Source organism: Mycoplasma sp. P36-A1 (genome assembly GCF_049478495.1).
In the GTDB taxonomy this organism is placed as follows: Bacteria; Bacillota_I; Bacilli_A; order JAJDGJ01; family JAJDGJ01; genus P36-A1.
The window spans coordinates 1264691-1283922 of the sequence record NZ_CP168083.1 but is presented as its reverse complement, the minus strand read 5'-3'; the positions used below and the strand labels follow the sequence as shown (position 1 = coordinate 1283922).

At 28.4% G+C, this 19232-nt stretch carries 20 protein-coding genes and 1 riboswitch; of the genes, 18 read left to right on the top strand and 2 right to left on the bottom strand.

The window, feature by feature from the left end:
- Positions 1-315: 315 nt before the first annotated feature.
- The 18 genes from ACD762_RS06190 to guaA all read left to right on the top strand — a co-directional run bounded on the left by ACD762_RS06190 (position 316) and on the right by guaA (position 17858).
- Positions 316-1278, top strand: coding sequence for a type II CAAX prenyl endopeptidase Rce1 family protein (locus ACD762_RS06190; RefSeq protein WP_423363119.1), 963 nt, complete (start codon positions 316-318; stop codon positions 1276-1278).
- Positions 1279-1549: 271 nt separating this feature from the next.
- Positions 1550-2008, top strand: coding sequence for a ribosome maturation factor RimP (rimP, locus tag ACD762_RS06185; RefSeq protein WP_423363118.1), 459 nt, complete (start codon positions 1550-1552; stop codon positions 2006-2008).
- An 18-nt stretch (positions 2009-2026) separates the two neighbouring features.
- Positions 2027-3436 carry a transcription termination factor NusA gene (nusA, locus tag ACD762_RS06180; protein WP_423363117.1) on the top strand — a complete coding sequence of 470 codons (1410 nt, stop codon included), beginning with the start codon at positions 2027-2029 and terminating at the stop codon, positions 3434-3436.
- A gap of 11 nt (positions 3437-3447) precedes the next feature.
- Positions 3448-3714, top strand: a complete 267-nt coding sequence (gene rnpM, locus ACD762_RS06175; RefSeq protein WP_423363116.1) for an RNase P modulator RnpM — start codon at positions 3448-3450, stop codon at positions 3712-3714.
- Positions 3704-4009 carry a L7Ae/L30e/S12e/Gadd45 family ribosomal protein gene (locus ACD762_RS06170; protein WP_423363115.1) on the top strand — a complete coding sequence of 102 codons (306 nt, stop codon included), beginning with the start codon at positions 3704-3706 and terminating at the stop codon, positions 4007-4009. The genes rnpM and ACD762_RS06170 overlap by 11 nt, the downstream gene beginning before the upstream one ends.
- Position 4010: 1 nt before the next feature.
- Positions 4011-5855 (top strand): translation initiation factor IF-2, encoded by a 1845-nt coding sequence (infB, locus tag ACD762_RS06165; RefSeq protein WP_423363114.1) that lies wholly within the window; start codon positions 4011-4013, stop codon positions 5853-5855.
- Positions 5855-6202: a 30S ribosome-binding factor RbfA gene (gene rbfA / locus ACD762_RS06160; protein ID WP_423363113.1), complete on the top strand. Its 348-nt coding sequence runs from the start codon at positions 5855-5857 to the stop codon at positions 6200-6202. Before infB ends, rbfA begins: the two co-directional genes overlap by 1 nt.
- 241 nt (positions 6203-6443) lie before the next feature.
- Positions 6444-7049 carry a methyltransferase family protein gene (locus tag ACD762_RS06155; protein WP_423363112.1) on the top strand — a complete coding sequence of 202 codons (606 nt, stop codon included), beginning with the start codon at positions 6444-6446 and terminating at the stop codon, positions 7047-7049.
- A gap of 100 nt (positions 7050-7149) precedes the next feature.
- Positions 7150-7947, top strand: coding sequence for a zinc dependent phospholipase C family protein (locus ACD762_RS06150; protein WP_423363111.1), 798 nt, complete (start codon positions 7150-7152; stop codon positions 7945-7947).
- 314 nt (positions 7948-8261) lie between these two features.
- The gene (gene cdaA / locus ACD762_RS06145; RefSeq protein WP_423363110.1) at positions 8262-9080 is read left to right on the top strand and encodes a diadenylate cyclase CdaA; all 819 of its coding nucleotides are present in this window, start codon (positions 8262-8264) and stop codon (positions 9078-9080) included.
- Positions 9073-9930, top strand: a complete 858-nt coding sequence (locus ACD762_RS06140; protein WP_423363109.1) for a CdaR family protein — start codon at positions 9073-9075, stop codon at positions 9928-9930. Before cdaA ends, ACD762_RS06140 begins: the two co-directional genes overlap by 8 nt.
- Positions 9931-9948: 18 nt before the next feature.
- Entirely contained in the window at positions 9949-11274 is a 1326-nt protein-coding gene (gene glmM / locus ACD762_RS06135) for a phosphoglucosamine mutase (RefSeq protein ID WP_423363108.1), read from the top strand.
- A 1-nt stretch (position 11275) separates the two neighbouring features.
- Positions 11276-11740, top strand: coding sequence for an NfeD family protein (locus ACD762_RS06130; RefSeq protein ID WP_423363107.1), 465 nt, complete (start codon positions 11276-11278; stop codon positions 11738-11740).
- A gap of 1 nt (position 11741) precedes the next feature.
- Positions 11742-12647: an SPFH domain-containing protein gene (locus tag ACD762_RS06125; protein WP_423363106.1), complete on the top strand. Its 906-nt coding sequence runs from the start codon at positions 11742-11744 to the stop codon at positions 12645-12647.
- Between the two features lie 113 nt (positions 12648-12760).
- Complete coding sequence (gene trmFO / locus ACD762_RS06120; protein ID WP_423363105.1) at positions 12761-14068, top strand: methylenetetrahydrofolate--tRNA-(uracil(54)-C(5))-methyltransferase (FADH(2)-oxidizing) TrmFO; 1308 nt, start codon at positions 12761-12763, stop codon at positions 14066-14068.
- Complete coding sequence (gene xerA, locus ACD762_RS06115) at positions 14052-14942, top strand: site-specific tyrosine recombinase/integron integrase (protein WP_423363104.1); 891 nt, start codon at positions 14052-14054, stop codon at positions 14940-14942. Before trmFO ends, xerA begins: the two co-directional genes overlap by 17 nt.
- A 37-nt stretch (positions 14943-14979) precedes the next feature.
- Positions 14980-15081: riboswitch (purine riboswitch) on the top strand.
- A 102-nt stretch (positions 15082-15183) separates the two neighbouring features.
- A complete protein-coding gene (gene guaB, locus ACD762_RS06110; RefSeq protein WP_423363103.1) occupies positions 15184-16317 on the top strand; it encodes an IMP dehydrogenase in 1134 nt (377 codons plus the stop codon).
- The gene (gene guaA / locus ACD762_RS06105; RefSeq protein WP_423363102.1) at positions 16317-17858 is read left to right on the top strand and encodes a glutamine-hydrolyzing GMP synthase; all 1542 of its coding nucleotides are present in this window, start codon (positions 16317-16319) and stop codon (positions 17856-17858) included. Before guaB ends, guaA begins: the two co-directional genes overlap by 1 nt.
- Before the next feature lie 103 nt (positions 17859-17961).
- On the opposite strand, the gene ACD762_RS06100 is transcribed toward guaA, so the two are convergent.
- Both ACD762_RS06100 and ACD762_RS06095 read right to left on the bottom strand, forming a co-directional pair.
- Positions 17962-18072 carry a hypothetical protein gene (locus tag ACD762_RS06100; protein ID WP_423364718.1) on the bottom strand — a complete coding sequence of 37 codons (111 nt, stop codon included), beginning with the start codon at positions 18070-18072 and terminating at the stop codon, positions 17962-17964.
- 35 nt (positions 18073-18107) lie between these two features.
- Positions 18108-19091 (bottom strand): ISL3 family transposase, encoded by a 984-nt coding sequence (locus ACD762_RS06095; RefSeq protein ID WP_423363101.1) that lies wholly within the window; start codon positions 19089-19091, stop codon positions 18108-18110.
- Positions 19092-19232 lie beyond the last annotated feature (141 nt).

Sequence of the window (19232 nt, the reverse complement as noted above, 5' to 3'; positions counted from 1 at the left end):
CATATAAATATTGTGATTTAATAATGTATTAATTATTAGTTTTAATAGTAAGTAATGGTTTTTGTAATAAACAATTAACAATAAAGATAGCTTTGCATTTAAACATGATGAAATAAAGGAGGCATAATTAAAAATATATAATTGTAAAAAATAGCAAGAAGCTATTCAATTGTTCAAACAAAACTAATAAGTAAAACAAGAATAATTAAAGATAAATATGTCTGTATTTTTAGATAAATCAAAATTAATTATGAAAGGAAAAGGCATTTAATTAGCAGGTAGTAAGTTAGCTATAAAATGCTAGGAATATTTAGTGTGAATAAAATAGATACTGTAGAAAAGGCAAATGAATTGAACATAATAGATGAAATACAAAACCAATCATTATATATTGGATTAGGCTCATTAATTCTTTATTTTTTATTAATAGCCGTTAATGGTATAGAGTTCTTTCCTTTATGGTTGAGGACAAGCAATATTTTTGCGTATATAGTTGTAATTTGTTATTTTACTTTGATTCAAGTACGTAAAAAAAAGAAAGTTAAACTAGCTAGCTTTAAATGGCAAAAAAAATTATCGATTGTAGAGAAGACTATTTTAACAGTCACAGCATACTTAATAGCTACAATTTTTATTGATCTAAATGCACTGTTTTTATTAATTACAACACCAACATTAAATCCTGAAAATCTTACCAGTATTAGTTATAAAACAATGAGTTGGTCTACTTTTTTATTAATAATATTCTTTTCTTCAATTTTTGAAGAAATAATATTTAGAAACTTCATGGTAAAAAGTTTAGCTAAATATGATGTAATGTTTGCTATAATTAGTATTAGCATTATATTTGCAATGGCACACGCAGTTGGAGTAGTCTATGCATTTATATCAAGTGTTTTATTTGGAATGCTTTATATATGTACTAGATCAATTATTTTTCCATGCTTAATGCATCTAGCTATTAACTTTCCAAGTGATTTAACCTATGCTAAATTCATGGGTAAATATGGTGAACTTAGTACTAATACTATAATTAATCAGGCATTAATATCTATAGGAATATCACTTTTGTTATTAGCCTTAATTTTTGTAATATTTAAAAACAATGCAAAACTTAGAGTAATATTTATAAATTTCACACCAGTAGCTATTTATAAGTCTATAAAGATAAATAAAAAATTATATAAAGCATTTTTTAGTAGTGTACCAATAGCATTTTATTTAATACTTACATTTAGTGCAGTTTTAATGTACTATGCATTTCTTATAACTAAATAATGGACAGTATTATAATTAAAAATAAGATAAACAGATGTTAGACTTAGCAAAAGTGTAGAAATAGTATAAAAAATATTAAGTAAATCATTAAAAAATAAGCTATTTAAACCACTAAATGCAACATATAATAAAAGTAATAACTGGTTTTTCAGTGTTATTAATATAGTTGATTTTATGTAAAAAAAAGTGTATAATAATAGTAAGAAATAACTAGTTGAGAGGTGAAAACCTCTCTTTATTATTACTTAAGCTACATAAGGAAGGTGAGTTAATGGTAAACAAAATCAAAGAGTTGATTACTTCAGCAGTACAAGAACAAGGCTTAGAAATTTATGATGTTGAATTTATTCAAGAGAATAATGAATGGTTTTTAAGAATTTATCTTGATAAAGATGGAGGCATCGACTTAACAAGTATAGTAGATGCTACTACAATTATTTCAGAGATATTAGATGAAAAAGATCCAATTGAACAAGAATACGTGTTAGAGGTGTCTTCTCCTGGTGCGGAAAGACCATTGAATACTAAAGATAAACTACAAGGTGCAGTAGAACAATATGTTAGAATAGAATTCAACAATCCTACTTCAGGATTAGACTTTGTAGAAGGATATTTAAAATCATTTGAAAATGATCAATTAGTAATAGAATATTTAGTTAAAACTGCTAAAAAGAAAATTGAAATTGATTATGATAATGTAAAGAAAGCTAGAATTGCAATAAAGTTTTAGAAAGGGTAATGTGTAGAAATGAAAGCAAAAGATTTTATTAAAGCTGTTGAAATCCTTGAGAAAGAAAAGGGTATTGACAAAGAAGTAGTAGTAGAAGCATTAAAGGAAGCATTAGAAAAAGCTTACAAAAAAAACTATGATACAGATGCAAATGTAGAAGTAGTTATAGATCCTAAATTAGGAGATATCAAAATATATGAAAAAAAAGTTGTAGTTGACAACTTAGATGATGAAGAAATTGAAATTTTTGTAGAAGAAGCAAAAGAAATTAATCCTGACTATGAAGTAGGAGATACAGTTGTAACAGAAATAAAAATTGAAGATTTTGGAAGACTTGCAGCAACACATGCTAAACAAGTAGTGCGTCAAAAAATTAGAGAAATAGAAAAAGATATGGTTTACAATGAATATGTTAATAAAAAAGATGACATAATTATTGGAACAATTGATCGTGTTGAACCTAATTTTGCAATTATAGATTTAGGAAAAACTGGTGGTATTTTACCATTAACTAACCAAATTGCTGGTGAAAGACTTAGAGCTGGAGACCGAGTTAAGGTTTATGTTTTAGAAGTTGATAAATCTGCAAAAGGGGCTCAAGTTGTTGTTTCAAGATCAGATTCTGGTTTCTTAAAAAGACTATTTGAAGCTGAAGTACCAGATGTATATGATGGTAGTGTTGTCATTAAATCAATCGCTAGAGAAGCAGGAGATCGTTCAAAAGTTGCGGTTTACTCTACTGTAGAAAACGTTGATCCAGTTGGTTCATTAATTGGTCCAAAAGGTGCAAGAGTACAAGCTATTTCTAATGAAGTTAATGGAGAAAAAATTGACATTATTGAATATAATGAAAATCCAGAAATATATATTACTAACACATTAGCACCATCAAAAGTTCTTTCAGTTAATTTTGATGAAGAAACTAAAAGTGCAGTTGTAATTGTTCCAGATGATCAATTGTCTTTAGCAATTGGTAAAAAAGGTCAAAATGTTAGACTTGCAGTAAGATTAACAGGATTTAAAATTGATATAAAATCATTAAGTGCAGCACTTGAAGCTGGTCTTGAAGTTAAAGAACTACCAGTAGATACAACTACACATTCAAAAGCTAAAATTGCAGAAGTAGAAGAAGCAGAGCATGAAAATGAAGGACCAGTAGTAGATATTGATAGTCTACTTGCAGATATTAGAGAAGCTAATACTAAAAAACCAGTTAAGATTAAAAAAGAAGTAATGCCTAAAAAAGAAGAAAAAGAAGAAGAAATTACATTCTTAGATGTAGAAAAACCAAAAGAAGAACCTGTTCTTCCAATATATACTGCAGAAGAATTAGCTGCAATAAAAGAAGAAGAAGAGAAAAAAGCAGAAGAATCAGATGAGTTCTACGATGATGTAGACTATGATGAATACGATAAATATTACGATTAAGAGGAATAAATATGAAACAAAGAAGAGTTCCATTAAGAAAATGCTTAATAAGTAATGAACAATTTCCAAAACATGAAATGGTTAGAGTTGTAATTGATAAAGATAAAAATATAAGTGTAGATACCACAGGTAAGAAAAACGGTCGTGGAGCATATCTTAAATTAACAAAAGAATCATTAGAACTTGCAAAGAAAAGACGTGTTTTAGAAAGAGAATTTAAAGTAGAGAATGTTGAAGAAATATACAATGAGTTAGAGAGAATACTAAATGAATCATAAAAATTGGCTTAATGCTTTATCACTTGCTCAAAGAGCTGGAAAAGTAGTAAGTGGTGATAGAGTATTGCCCACAATACGAAATAAACAAGCAAAATTAGTATTACTTGCAACCGATGCAAGTGATAATACCAAAAAGAAATATCATGATAAAACTACCTTTTATAATATTGAAATAAAAGAGTTAGTTGATTCGCAACAATTATCTATTGCAGTAGGAAAACATAATAGAATGTATCTTGCAATTACAGATAAAAACTTTGCAGAAATGATATTAAATAAAATGAAGGAGGAATAATATGGCTAAAAAGAAAAGAACCCACAAAAGAGCGGATACTAAACTAAAATCTAATATTCCAACAAATGTTGAAAAACATCAAGAAGAAGAAGTAACAGGAGTAGTATATTATGAAGAAGGAGTAACTTTAAATGAGCTTGCAGCAAAATTAAAGAAAAACTCAGCAGATATTATTAAATTACTATTTATGTTAGGACATATGGCAACAATAAACTCATCACTTAGTGATGAAATGGTTGAATTAATTGCAATGGAATATGGAATAGAAGTTGAAAAACATCACGATAGCAGTGAAATAGATTTTGAAGACTATGAAATAGTAGACGAAGAAAAAGATTTACAACCAAGAAGTCCAATTATTACAATAATGGGACACGTAGATCATGGGAAAACAACATTATTAGATGCTATAAGAAAAACAAAAGTAATCGAAGGTGAATTTGGTGGAATTACCCAACACATCGGTGCTTATCAAGTAGAAGTACAAGGACAAGAATTAACATTTTTAGATACACCAGGTCACGAGGCTTTCACTGCAATGAGAGCACGTGGAGCTTCTGTAACTGATATTGTAATCATTGTTGTTGCTGCAGATGATGGCGTAATGCCACAAACAGTTGAAGCGATTGATCATGCTAAAGCTGCTGGAGTTCCAATAGTAGTTGCAGTAAACAAAATGGACAAAGAAGGAGCAAATCCTGAAAGAGTAATGTCAGAAATGTCAGAATATGGATTAATGCCAGAAGCATGGGGTGGAGATGTAATCTATAAAGAGATCGCAGCTAAACCAGGAATCGGTATTGAAGAATTACTTGAAACATTATTAATTGTTGCAGAATTATCTGAATTAAAAGCAAATCCAAATAGATATGCTTATGGAACAGTTATAGAAGCAAAACTTGATAAAGGTAAAGGTGTAGTTTCAACTTTATTAGTTCAAAATGGTACATTAAGAATTGGAGATCCAATAGTAGTAGGAAATACTTTTGGTAGAGTTAGACAAATGTATGATGATTTAGGAAAACTAGTAAAAGAAGCTGGTCCAAGTATGCCAGTAGAAATAACAGGATTAAATGATGTTCCAGAAGCTGGAGAAAAATTTATGGCTTTTGAAACTGAAAAACAAGCAAGATCAATTGGTGAAAAAAGATACTCTAAAATGTTAGATGATCAAAGACGTGCATCTTCAGCTTTATCTTTAGATGATTTATCTAAACAAATACAAGCCGGAGAAGTAAAAGAAATCAATGTAATAATTAAAGCCGATGTTAGTGGTTCTGCAGAAGCTATCAAAGCAACACTTGCTAAATTAGACTTAGATGGTGTTAAAATAAATGTAGTTAGATCAAGTGCAGGAGCTATTACAGAATCAGATGTTTTACTTGCACAAGCATCAGGATCAATAATTTATGGATTTAATGTTAGACCAATCGCAACAGTGAAAAACAAAGCTGAAGAAGAAGGCGTACAAATTAGATTACATAATGTAATATATAAAATAGTTGAAGAACTAGAAGATGCAATGAAAGGTATGTTAGATCCAGATATCGTAGAAAAAGTAACTGGACAAGCTGAAGTAAGACAAACTTTCAAAGTAAGTAAAGTTGGAACTATTGCTGGATGTTATGTAACAGATGGAAAAATAGTAAGAGATTCAAAAGTAAGATTAATCCGTGAAGGAGTAGTTGTCTTTGATGGAGAACTAGCTTCATTGAAAAGATTTAAAGATGAAGTTAAAGAAGTTGCTTCAGGATATGAATGTGGAATTACTATTGAAAACTTCAACGATATTAAAGAAGGCGACATCTTAGAAGGATATATTATGGAAGAGGTGGCAAAATACTAATGGCTGCTGAAAAAAAAGTAGATAGACTTAACCATATAATTCAAAGAGAAGTTTCTCAAATAATACAACAAGAAATGAAAGATACAAAAGTAGGATTTGTAACTATTACAGATGTAAATCTTACTAATGATTTATCTTTAGCAACAATCTATGTTAATTTCTTAGGAGCAGATTCAAGAAATGAAGCTGGACTTGCAGTCTTAAATAAATCAAAAGGTTTTATAAAGACACTATTATCAAAAAGACTTACAATTAGAAAAGTCCCAGAATTACAATTTAAAATTGATGATTCAATGGAAAAAGGTCGTAAAATAGATAATATCTTAAAACAAATAAACGATAAGTAAAAAATTACACAAAAAGAAACTATATAGAAAATATCTATATAGTTTCTTTTTTTTATTATAACAGTGATTAAAGACTATAAGTATCGTTATATTTTAACAGTTAGTAAACAAGTAAAGTAAAAAAATCACTTATATAATTGTTAAAATTGCACATATAACCATGACAAAAGAATAAGTAAATGCTACAATAGAAATATAAATAAAAAGGATTTTTCAGTTATAGTCAAAGGGAGGGTTTAATATGATTAATCCATTAATATTTGACAATATTTTAGAGATGAATGTTGTCATGAATGCATTTGTTGTGGTTTTCTTTGTAGAATTTGCTGCAATGTTTGTCACAATTGATAGATATTACTATCAACCAAATAAACAACTAGGATTTCAAACAATTTGGTTAGTAATGCTTGGTTGGTTTGCCTGTTTAATTGCCGGGCCATTTTTTAGAAGTAGTAATGTTCCAGAAATATTAGCTAATATGGTTTTACCACATTTTATTTTTTATCTAGGTGTAATAATAATGATTATAGGGATCGTTTTTCACTTAGTAGCTATCATTTCAATAAAAAAGACAAGAAGAACATCAATTAAAGATCAATCATTTATAAGTAGTGGAATTTACTCAGTAGTAAGAAATCCAGGTCATGCTGGTAGTATTATTACTGTGATTGGTCTAGCAATGACTTTTAGAAGTCTACCAGCTATCATCTTTGTAATAGTAGTAAGTATGATAACTTATTATTTTAGAATAAAAAACGAAGAACAATATCTAGAAACAAATTATAAAGAAGAGTATAACACATACAAAAAAGCAACAAAATATCGTTTGTTTCCAGGTATATATTAATTTCAAAACACCTATTTTTAAAAATGGGTGTTTTTTAGTGTATTATGATATATATAGCAAAGAAAGCTATGATAAAATTAATATAGAAAGAGGGGATAAAATGCCAGCAATAGCAACACATTATTTTTTTGCATTAGATGTATATGATAAACTTAACAAACAAACAAAAATAAAGATAATAGAACATTTTGATGAATACAAAATAGGAGCACAAGGACCAGATATCTTTTTTTACTACAAACCAATAGGATATAAAAATGATATAAGAGCATATGGACAAAAACTACACCATTCACCAGCTTTAAATTTTATCAAAACAGCCTTAGATAATGTTAAAGAAAATAACTCAGAATTAGGATTGAGTTACTTATTAGGGCTTATTAGTCATTTTTGTTTAGATAGCTCATTTCATAAAGTCATTAATAAAGAAGCTTATAACTTTGATCTACATATGATACTTGAAAAAGAATTAGATAGATATTATATATACAAAAAAACTAACATATCCCCATTAAAATTCAAACGATATCTTTTAGTAGACTACAACAATAATTACTATCACAGTTTTCTAAAATATATCTATCCAGAAGTAAATCCAGATATAAGTTATGATGCGATAAAAGAAATGTATGAAATAAATAAACTATTATACTCTCCAAATGGTATCAAAAAAGAAGCTTTTAAAATAGTATTTAAGGGAATAAAGGCAGTACCATATGATTATTCAAACATGATAATAGACATTGATGATGAAATGTTATTTCACAATACAATCCAAAAACTTGATAGCATGTGGCCAGAAACAGTAGATAAAGCTACAAAATTAATAGAAAATGCATTAGCTTATTTAGAAAACAAGCAAGACTTAGACAAGTATTTTGAAAACGACTTTGAATAAAAACTAATATAAAAAATAAATGATATACAAACAAATATAACTGTCTTTATATCATTTTTTATTAAATAGATAAAAAATGAATACTATATAACTGATCTTAAATAATATATTTGAGTATTTTCATAATCAAAGTTCAAAATATTTATAATTTAAAAGAGTAAAGATTAAGATAAAAAAACCAAAAAAAAATTTAAAATACAACAAACATATCTAAATAAATACTTTAGCTAAAACAAAGAATTGTTATAATTTTGTTACAATACATATAGTGAAATAATATAATAAATGTTATAATTAATTGAAAGGGTGATGATATGGGTATAATTAGTGATAACTTTAATAACTTAAGTCCAATATATCAGATGTTAATATCTTTTTTAGATGTCTTCATAGTTGCAATAATCATCTATGCAATTTTATATATAGTAAAAAACAATGTAAAAACTTTAAGAATATTTAAAGGTACAATAATTGTAATCTTTATCGATTTTATAGCAAAGTTTTTTCATTTTACAGCTTTACAATCAATAACACAAAACTTAATAAACTGGGGGTTTTTAGTATTTATCATAATATTTCAACCAGAGATTAGAAATTTCTTAGAAAAAATTGGTAAGAGTGGATTTGGTAAACATTCACTTGTTTCATTACATTTATCAGATGAAATGATTGATGAAATAACAAGTGCAATGATTGATTTAGCAGCTAATAAAACAGGAGCTATTATAACAATTGAAAGAGATATATCATTAAAAGATTTTATTGATACTGGTGTTAAAATTGACGGAGTAATATCAAAAGAATTAATAAAAACAATATTTAAAACAAATACACCATTACACGATGGTGCAGTAATAATACAAGGTGATAGAATAGCATGTGCTTCAACATATTTTCCACCACCTTCAATTGAAGTTTTACAAAGCTTTGGAGCACGTCATCGTGCTGCGATTGGAATAAGTGAAATAACTGATTCATTAACAATAGTAGTTAGTGAAGAAACAGGAAGAATAAGATTAGTAGAATATGGAAATGCAACTATTGTAGATCCAAGTGATTTCAAAAAAGAATTTGTAAACATGTTGACTGCTTCAATAAACCAACAAGAAATGCAGGAAGTAAGCAATGGCTAAGAAAAGACCTAAAAAAACAGAAACAATAAAAACAACAGATGAAGTAAGAAGAACACAAAGAATAGAGGAAGCTAAAAGAATAGCTAAGCAGTCAAGCGAACTTTTAGATACTAACTACAATCGAGTTGTGAAACCATTTAATAAAGCCTTTATTTTTCTAAACCAAAAATTAGATTTTATATTAACAAATTCATTTACAGCAAAGGTGTTATCATTATTTTTAGCAGTAATGTTGTATTTAAGCATAAACTATTCTGGAGATATAAATGTCTTTGGAGCTAGTAATGTTGGTAAAAACTTAACAGGAGTAAGCGTACGAGCAATCTATGATACAAACAAATATCAAGTAGAAGGATTACCTGATAAAGTAGATATTTCTTTAGTAGGTAATGTTGAAGCAATTAGAAAAACAGAAGTTCTAAGCAAACAAGAGGTAATAGCAGATTTGTCTAATTACAAAGCAGGAACAAATCAAAAAGTAGAGCTTTTATATTCAGGAATTGCCTCAGGCATCAATGTTACATTTACACAACCAACCTATGAAGTAGATATATATAATAAAGTTAGTAAAAAGTTTAACATAACACCAGAACTAATAAAAGTGCCAGTTGATCAAAAGTATAGTTACTATGATATTAAACTTTCACAATCAACAATAGAAATAAAAGCAGCACAACATACAATAGATTCAATAGCAAAAATTGAAGCTTTAATTGATGTAAGTGGTCAAAATAAAGATTTTTCAACAATATCAAACCTTGCAATTATTGATACTGAAGGAAAAACAATAGAAAATATATTACTAGATACACAGCAAATACAAGTTGATGTAAAAGTTAAGGAAAAATAAAAACAAGGGAGAAATAAAATGGGAAAATATTTTGGAACAGATGGAGTAAGAGGTGTTGCAAATGAAAAACTAACAGCAGCAATGGCTTTTAAAATTGGAGAATATTTAGGACATGTCTATCAAGGAAATAAAGTAATAATTGGTAGTGATACTAGAATATCTAAAGATATGTTGCGTGCATCACTGTGTGCAGGGCTAACTTCACAAGGAGTAGATGTATGCAATGTTGGTGTAGTTTCAACACCATGTGTATCATATCTAACTAAGAATGATAAATTTAAAGCTGGAATTATGATTTCAGCATCACACAATCCATACTATGATAATGGAATTAAAATATTTAATGAAAAAGGCGAAAAAATTTCAGCTGAATTAGAAAATGAAATAGAAGACTTTATTGATAATAAAATTGATTTAAAGCACACAAGTCGTGATCATATAGGTAGAATAATAGAATATAATGATCATGTAAACTACTATCTTGATAATATTATTTCAACAGTAGAAGAAGATTTATCTTCATTCAAAATAGCAGTGGACTGTGCTAATGGATCAGCTTCACAAATAGTTTCAAAAGTATTATCAGATCTAAATATTAATGCATATATTATTGATAATAAACCAGATGGTTATAACATTAATGTTGATTCAGGTTCAACACATTTAAACAATATTGCAAATTTTGTGAAAAAGAATGAAGGATTTGATTTAGGTTTAGCTTTTGATGGAGATGCTGATAGAGTACTAGCAGTAGATGAAGAAGGAAATGAAGTAGATGGTGATCAAATAATGTATATTTGTGCACGCTACTTAAAAGAAAAAGATAAATTAGTAAATAATACTATTGTAACAACTGTAATGTCAAATATTGGTTTATACAAAGCCTTAGATAAACATAATATTGCCTATGATGTTGTATCAGTAGGAGATAAATATGTTTATGAAAGTTTAAAGAAAAATAAATTAAGCTTAGGTGGAGAACAATCAGGTCATATTATTTTTAATGAATATGCAAATACAGGAGATGGAATGTTAAGTGGTATACAATTATTAAATGCTTTAAAATATTTCAACAAGTCACTAAATATGATGTTAAAAGAACTAACAGTTTATCCACAATTATTAAAAAATGTAAGAGTAGTTGATAAAGATAAAGTCTTAAATAATGAACTACTTTTAACAAAAGTAACAGAAGTAGAAAACACACTTAAAGATAATGGTAGAGTTTTACTTAGAGCAAGTGGAACAGAACCTTTAATAAGAGTAATGGTTGAAGCTGCCAGTGATGAAGAAGCTAAAAAATATGTCGATGTCCTTGTTGACATCATAGAAGGAATTGAGTAATATGATATCAAATGATCACATGCTATTTATTTGGATGTTTGTAATTGTTGGATTTGCTGTTTTTGAAGCAATGACACCAGGAATGGTCGCAATTTGTTTTTCAATAGCCGCAATCATTCCACTAGGAATGGCAATTTTAAATATAAACATACTAATTCAAATAATAGTTTACATAATAATATTAGCTTTATGCTTATATTATTTAATACCAGTATTAAGAAGAATAGCAAAGATTAAAGTAGATCCAGATGATCAACATGTCAAAACAAATTTAGATTTGGTAATCGGAACATATGGCGAAGCCTTAAGTGATATATCATTTTTAAATGATGGTTTAGTGAAAGCTGATGGCAAAGAATGGACTGCGAAAGTAGAAGAAGAAAAATTAGAAATAAAAAAAGGTGATAGAGTAAAGATTAAAGCTATTGCTGGATCAAAAATCATCGTCGAAAAAGGAGAACAATAATATGGCAGATAAAATTATTCCATTAGTATTTATTGTATTAGCAATTTTACTACTAACTTATTTAGCAACAAGAATTAAAGTAATACAACAAGCAACATGTGTTGTAATAGAAAGACTAGGATCATTCAACCGAGTGTGTAACAATGGTATACACTTCTTTGTTCCATTTATTGATAGACCAGTATCTAAAATATCATTAAAAGAACAAGTAATTGATTTTCCACCTCAACCAGTTATCACAAAAGATAATGTTACAATTCAAATAGATACTGTAGTTTATTTTCAAGTAACAGATCCTAAACTATACACATATGGAGTAAACAACCCATTAAATGCTATCGAAAACATAACAGCAACAACATTACGTAATATCATTGGGGATTTAGAATTAGATGAATCACTAACTTCAAGAGATACAATTAACTCAAGAATGCGTACAATCTTAGATGAAGCATCAGATCCATGGGGAGTTAAAGTAAACCGTGTAGAACTTAAAAATATCATACCACCATTAGATATCCAACAAGCAATGGAAAAACAAATGCGTGCAGAACGAGAAAAAAGAGAAGCAATATTAATTGCTGAAGGTCAAAAAACATCTGCTATTACAAAAGCAGAAGGTGAAAAAGAAAGTTTAATACTACAAGCAGAAGGTCAAAAACAAGCTGTAATTAAAGCAGCTGAAGCTCAAGCTGAATCAATTAAACTTGTAAACGAAGCAACTGCAACTGGTCTTCAATACATAAAAGATGTAAACATTGATCAAGCAGTAATTAACCTTAAATCATTAGAAACATTTGCAAAAGTAGCTGATGGAAAAGCAAATAAAGTAATTATACCAAGCGATATTCAAAATATGGCAGGCTTATTTACATCACTTGCAGAAACAGTAAAAGATGCAAAATAATCAAAAATAACAAGACTTGTCTCCTAATAAGGAGGCAAGTTTTTTATATAAAATAATCAAACAACTTTTAGATATAACATGATATAATAAGCTTACTGAAAGGGTGGTAAAATTTGAAAAAAGTAAATGTAATAGGAGCAGGACTAGCAGGAAGTGAAGCCGCATATCAACTAGCTAAAAGGGGTATACAAGTTGATTTATATGAAATGCGACCAAAAAAAATGACACCAGCACACACAAGTGGTGATTTTGCTGAACTAGTATGTTCAAATTCATTAAGAGGAGATCAATTAATAAATGCAGTAGGAGTATTAAAAAAGGAATTGTTAATGTTAGATTCAATAGTATTACAAACAGCATACGAACACGCAGTGCCAGCAGGGGCAGCACTAGCAGTTGATCGTGATGGGTTTCAAAAAGCTATTACAGAAAAAATTAAGAATATAGAATTAATAAACATATTAAATGAAGAAGTTACTAAAATACCAAGTGGACCAACAATAATTGCTACAGGACCACTAACAAGTGATGATCTATCATATGAAATAAGTAATTTTGTACAAGCAGACAGTCTATATTTTTACGATGCCGCAGCACCAATAATAGAAAAAGATAGTATAAACATGGATGAAGCCTATTTTAAATCTAGATATGATAAAGGAGAAGCATCATATATAAATTGTGCAATGGAAAAAGATCAATTTGATAATTGGTATGATGCTTTAGTACAAGCAGATGTAGTAAAATTAAGAGAATTTGAAAAAGAAATATTTTTTGAAGGATGCATGCCAATAGAAGAGATGGCAAGAAGAGGTAGACAAACACTTACATATGGTCCGCTTAAACCAATAGGATTAGAAAGAAATAGTAGTGAAAGACCATATGCAGTAGTTCAGTTAAGACAAGATGATGCTAAAGCAACACTATATAATCTTGTAGGTTTTCAAACTCATCTTACATGGCCAGAACAAAAGAAAATAATTCAAATGATACCTGGATTAGAAAAAGCTAACATAATAAGATATGGAGTAATGCATCGTAATACCTTTATTAATGCGCCAAAAGTATTAAAGAATACCTATCAAAGTAAACAAAGAGAAGATCTATTCTTTGCAGGTCAATTAAGTGGGGTAGAAGGTTATGTTGAAAGTATTGCATCAGGTTTAAATGCAGCAATTAACATGGTTAGATATTTAAACAATGAACCAGAACTAGTCTTTCCACAAGAAACAATCTTAGGAAGTATGGCCCATTATATTACAGCGACTTCAACAAAAGATTTTCAACCGATGAATGCTAACTGGGGCATTGTAAAAGAACTTCCTAATAAAGTTAGAAAAAAAGATAAAAAAGAAGCATATGCTACATTAGCTTTAAAAACTATGGAAGAGTATATTCAATACCATGGACTTAATAAATAACACTTTCTTTGAATATTTATCATTTGAAAAAGGATTAAGTCCTAAAACAGTAGAAGCATACTTAAAAGATGTAATCCAGTTTAGTAAATACTTTAAAAAAGACATTACAAAAATTAATTATGAAGATACATTAGAATATCTAGAATACTTATATGACAAAAAATTAAGCAATAGTACACAAGCAAGAAAGATATCATCTATAAAAAGTTTTTATAATATGTTGTTACAAAAAGATATTATAAAAGATAACTTTTTTGATAAAATAGTTATACCAAAAAAAGAACAAAAAGTAGTAGATTTAATAGAATTAGAATCATTAATGAAATTCTTAGATAGTTTTTCTAACACCAATCTAGACCAACGAAATAAAGCTATATTTGAATTATTATATGCAAGTGGCCTTAGAGTACACGAATTAGAAAATTTAAATGTAAGTGATATAGATTATGAAAATAATCATATTAGAGTATTAGGTAAAGGAAGTAAATGGCGTGATGTTTTCTTTGCAGAAAGTACCAAAAAACTACTACTACATTATCAAGATAATGGAAGAGTAGAACTACTAAAAAATAAAGAAGAAAAAGCTTTATTTTTAAATAAAGATGGTAATAGATTAACAAGTAGAGGAGTTCAATATGTACTAAAAGAAAAGTGGAAAAAATTCATTCATCTACAAAATATAACACCACACCAGTTTAGACATACCTTTGCAACTCATCTATTACAAAATGGCATGGACCTTAGAACACTACAGGAATTATTAGGCCATGAAAGCCTATCTACTACACAGATGTATACAAAAGTTAGCAGAAACCAACTAGATAATGCAATTAATAGTCTATCTGCAAACAACTTTACAAATAATACAAAATAACATTAATTATACATTTACAATACATGCAACTTGTAGTAGAATTATTTATATTAAGTATATTATAATTGTCGTAATATGGACGACAAGTCTCTACCTAGTTACCGTAAATAACTAGACTAATAATACATGATAACAAAAAACTATTATAGCTTTTTGTTATTTTGTATTATTCTAAGAGACATTTATCACATTAATTAGGAAGATAATGTCTTTTTTTTTAAATAAATCAGGAGGTAAAGAAATGAGCAAAATTTTAGGCGAAGGATTAACATTTGACGATGTATTATTAGTACCACAATTTTCTAAAGTAGTACCAATGCAAACAAGTTTAGAAACTAATTTAACAAAGAATATTAAACTAAATATCCCAATAATTGCAAGTCCAATGGATACAGTATGTGAATCAGAAATGGCAATTGCTATGGCAAAACTAGGTGGTATTGGTATTATTCACAAAAACTTAACTATTGAGCAACAAAGTAGAGAAGTAGAATTAGTTAAAGAGGCAAAAGTAAACAAAGAAGATAAAAAAGCCGTTACAGATAGCGATGGAAAACTACTAGTTGGAGCAAGCGTTTCTATTGGAAGTGACTTTGAACCAAGAGCAATGGCTTTATATAAAGCGGGTATTGATGTTATTGTTATAGATTCAGCTCATGGACACTCAAAAAATATATTAGTAGCAGTAAAATTTGCAAAAGATAACTGTCCAGGATTAGATATCATTGCAGGAAACATTGCAACAAGAGAAGCAGCTATTTCATTAATAGATGCTGGTGTTGATGCAATAAGAGTTGGAATTGGCCCTGGATCAATCTGTACAACAAGAGTAATAGCTGGAGTAGGTGTACCACAAATAACTGCAATCATGGACGTATATGAAGCTTGTGCATACACTGATTGTAAAATAATAGCAGATGGTGGAATGAAAACTTCAGGTGATATTTGTAAGGCTATAGGTGCTGGTGCAAGTACTGCAATGTTAGGACAAATGTTAGCTGGAACAACTGAAGCTCCAGGAGAAATAGTAGAAATAGATGGAAAAGAATATAAATCATATGTTGGTATGGGTTCACTTGCAGCTATGAAACGTGGAAGTTCAGAAAGATATTTCCAAAATGCTAAAGAACCATCAAAATTAGTTCCTGAAGGAATCGAATCAATGATTTCTTATAAAGGTGATGTTAAGGACATTGTTTTTCAAATAGAAGGTGGATTAAGAAGTGGTCTAGGATATAATGGAGCACGTAATATATTAGAATTAACACAAAAAGCAAAATTTATTAAAATTAGTAATAGTGGATTAAAAGAATCACACCCACATTCATTAAACATAATAAAAAATGCGCCAAACTATGACGGGAGTAAAAGATAATGATAGATAAACAGTATATTTTAGTACTAGATTATGGAAGTCAGTATAACCAATTAATAGTACGTCGTATTAGAGAAATGGGAGTATATTCAGTACTACAACATCATGATATCGATATTGAAGAATTAAAAAAAGATAAATTATTAAAAGGAATAGTACTTTCAGGAGGACCTAATTCAGTATATGAAGAAGGTGCCTTCACAATCAATCCAGGAATCTTTGATTTAAATGTACCAATTCTAGGAGTATGTTATGGAATGCAACTTATATCACAAGAATTAGGTGGTAAAGTAGTACCAGGTACAGTAAAAGAATTTGGAAAAACTGAAATTAGTGTTGATGATGTAAAAGGATCTACATTATTTAAAGATACTGCAGACAAACAAGTAACTTGGATGTCTCACATGGATAAAGTTATTAGTATTCCAGAATCATTTACAAAAGTTGCACATTCAGATAATACAGAATTTGTAGCAATGGAAAATAATGAAAAACAAATATATGGTATCCAATTCCACCCAGAAGTAACACATACACAATTTGGTGGACAAATACTTAAAAACTTTGTCGAACTATGCGATATTCAAGATAAATGGTCAATGGTAGACATAGTAGATACATTAGTAAATGATATTAGAGCTAAAGTAGGAAAAGATAATGTAATTTTAGCTTTAAGTGGTGGTGTAGATTCAAGTGTAGTTGCTTACTTACTTGAAAAAGCAATACCAGGACAACTAACATGTGTCTTTGTAAATCATGGTTTACTACGTAAAAATGAAGCAGAACAAGTAGAAAAAATGTTCTCACACATGAACCTTAAATTAATAGTAAAAGATGAAAGAGAATTATTCTTTAAAAAATTAAAAGGTGCTACTGATCCAGAAGCAAAACGTAAAATAATTGGAGGAACTTTCATAGATGTCTTTGATGAAGTAGCTTCAACAATTGATAATGCTAAATGGTTAGCTCAAGGAACAATATATGCAGATGTAATTGAATCAGGAACAAAAACAGCTGAAACAATAAAATCTCATCATAATGTAGGTGGATTACCAGAAGATTTACAATTTGGTTTAGTAGAACCATTAAGAGAATTATTTAAAGACGAAGTTCGTAAACTAGGAGTAATCTTAGGAATGCCAGAACATATGGTATATCGTCAACCATTCCCAGGTCCAGGTCTAGGAATAAGAGTAATGAATGAAGTAACACCTGATAAAGTAGCTATTTTACAAGATGTAGATGCAATTGTAAGAGAAGAAATAGAAGCAGGTCCAGATAAATTCAATGCATGGCAATACTTTGCAGTGCTATTAAATGGAGTAAAATCAGTAGGAGTAGTTGGAGATCAAAGACAATATGGAGAAGTAGTAGCAGTTAGAGCAGTTTCATCAATCGATGGAATGTCAGCAGACTTCTGTGATATTGATCATAAATCACTAGCTAAAATATCTACTAGAATAATTAATGAAGTACCAGGAGTAGCTAGAGTAGTATATGATATTACTTCTAAACCACCAGGTACTATTGAGTGGGAATAAAATACAAAGGCATTTTGTCAAATAAGGTATAATTTTTACAATTTGATACATGAGTTAGTACAGGATATAACAGAAATGTTGTATCCTTTTTTTTATGCTTTTTCTATACAATTAATAATTCTTGTATCATTATTCTAGTTTTTAATCTTTCAAATCTTCTAAACCCGCAAGATATTGTTTTTAACTTCTTGAATTTAGATATTGTACCTTCTATTATTCCATTATTATACTCAACATTGAAACCATCTTTTATATATTCGTAATATTCTCGATTAAATAATTTAGAATTGCTTTATTGTTTGTAAACTTGTAATTAAAGGTTGCATGCTTAAACATCACTTCTGAAAGATTCTCTTTTAACTGTAATATAGGTTTCCAAAAATTTTTGAATTTATTTCTGTTTTTTTCATCTGCATTCATAATTGCAACTCTAGTTTTATTAAAGGCTCTAGTTAAATTCTGATAAATATGAAATCTATCTAATATTATTTTAGCATTAGTAAAGACATTTTTAATGATTTCAATATAAGGCGTATACATATCAATTACAATATATTCAACATTATCAATAGCTTCTTTTGTATAGTAGCTAAAATAGTTCTCTAAGTAAGCTTTTTGTCTGTTTTCTACGATATCTAGTAGCTTTCTTTTTTCACCATCCATAATAACAAAGGACATATTGCCATCAGCATCTTTAGTAGATTTAAACTCATCAAAATGAAGTACTTTTGGTAAATAGGATTTAATAGTAGTAGATTTAGCAGCCTCTGCATAAGTATCTAATACTCTAAAAACAGTATGAGTAGATACATTGTGATCTTGAGCAATATAAGTACAAGTAAGCATACTAGTTAATTTAAGAGCAATTAGATATTTAACTTTATTAGAAATAAAACACCCAGGATTTGTTAGATTATTAGCAGGAATAAAAGTTTTATTACATTTCATACATTTGTAACGAGTTTTAGTAAGCTTTAAATAAGCATCAAAACCAGAAACCATAGGTAATTTAATAAGAGATACTTTTTTATTATGTACATAAAATTTATTATGAACTTTATTACATTTAGGGCAAACATTATCATTAAAAAATAGAATTCCATAAAATACTTTAGAAATATTATCTTTAATTTTTTCATCTTGAAAATTATATATATTAATATTGGAGTCATTAATTCCAATAATTTCTTTTAATTCTTTATTGTTTTTATTAATTATGTTATTATTAATCATGACATTTATCTCCTTAATTTAGTTTTGTCGCTTAAATTATAACAAAGATAAATGTCTTTTTCTTTATATTAACAATTTAAGGGTGGATAACAATTCAAGCAATACTTGAAATTGTTATTCCACCCTATAAATTATAGAACC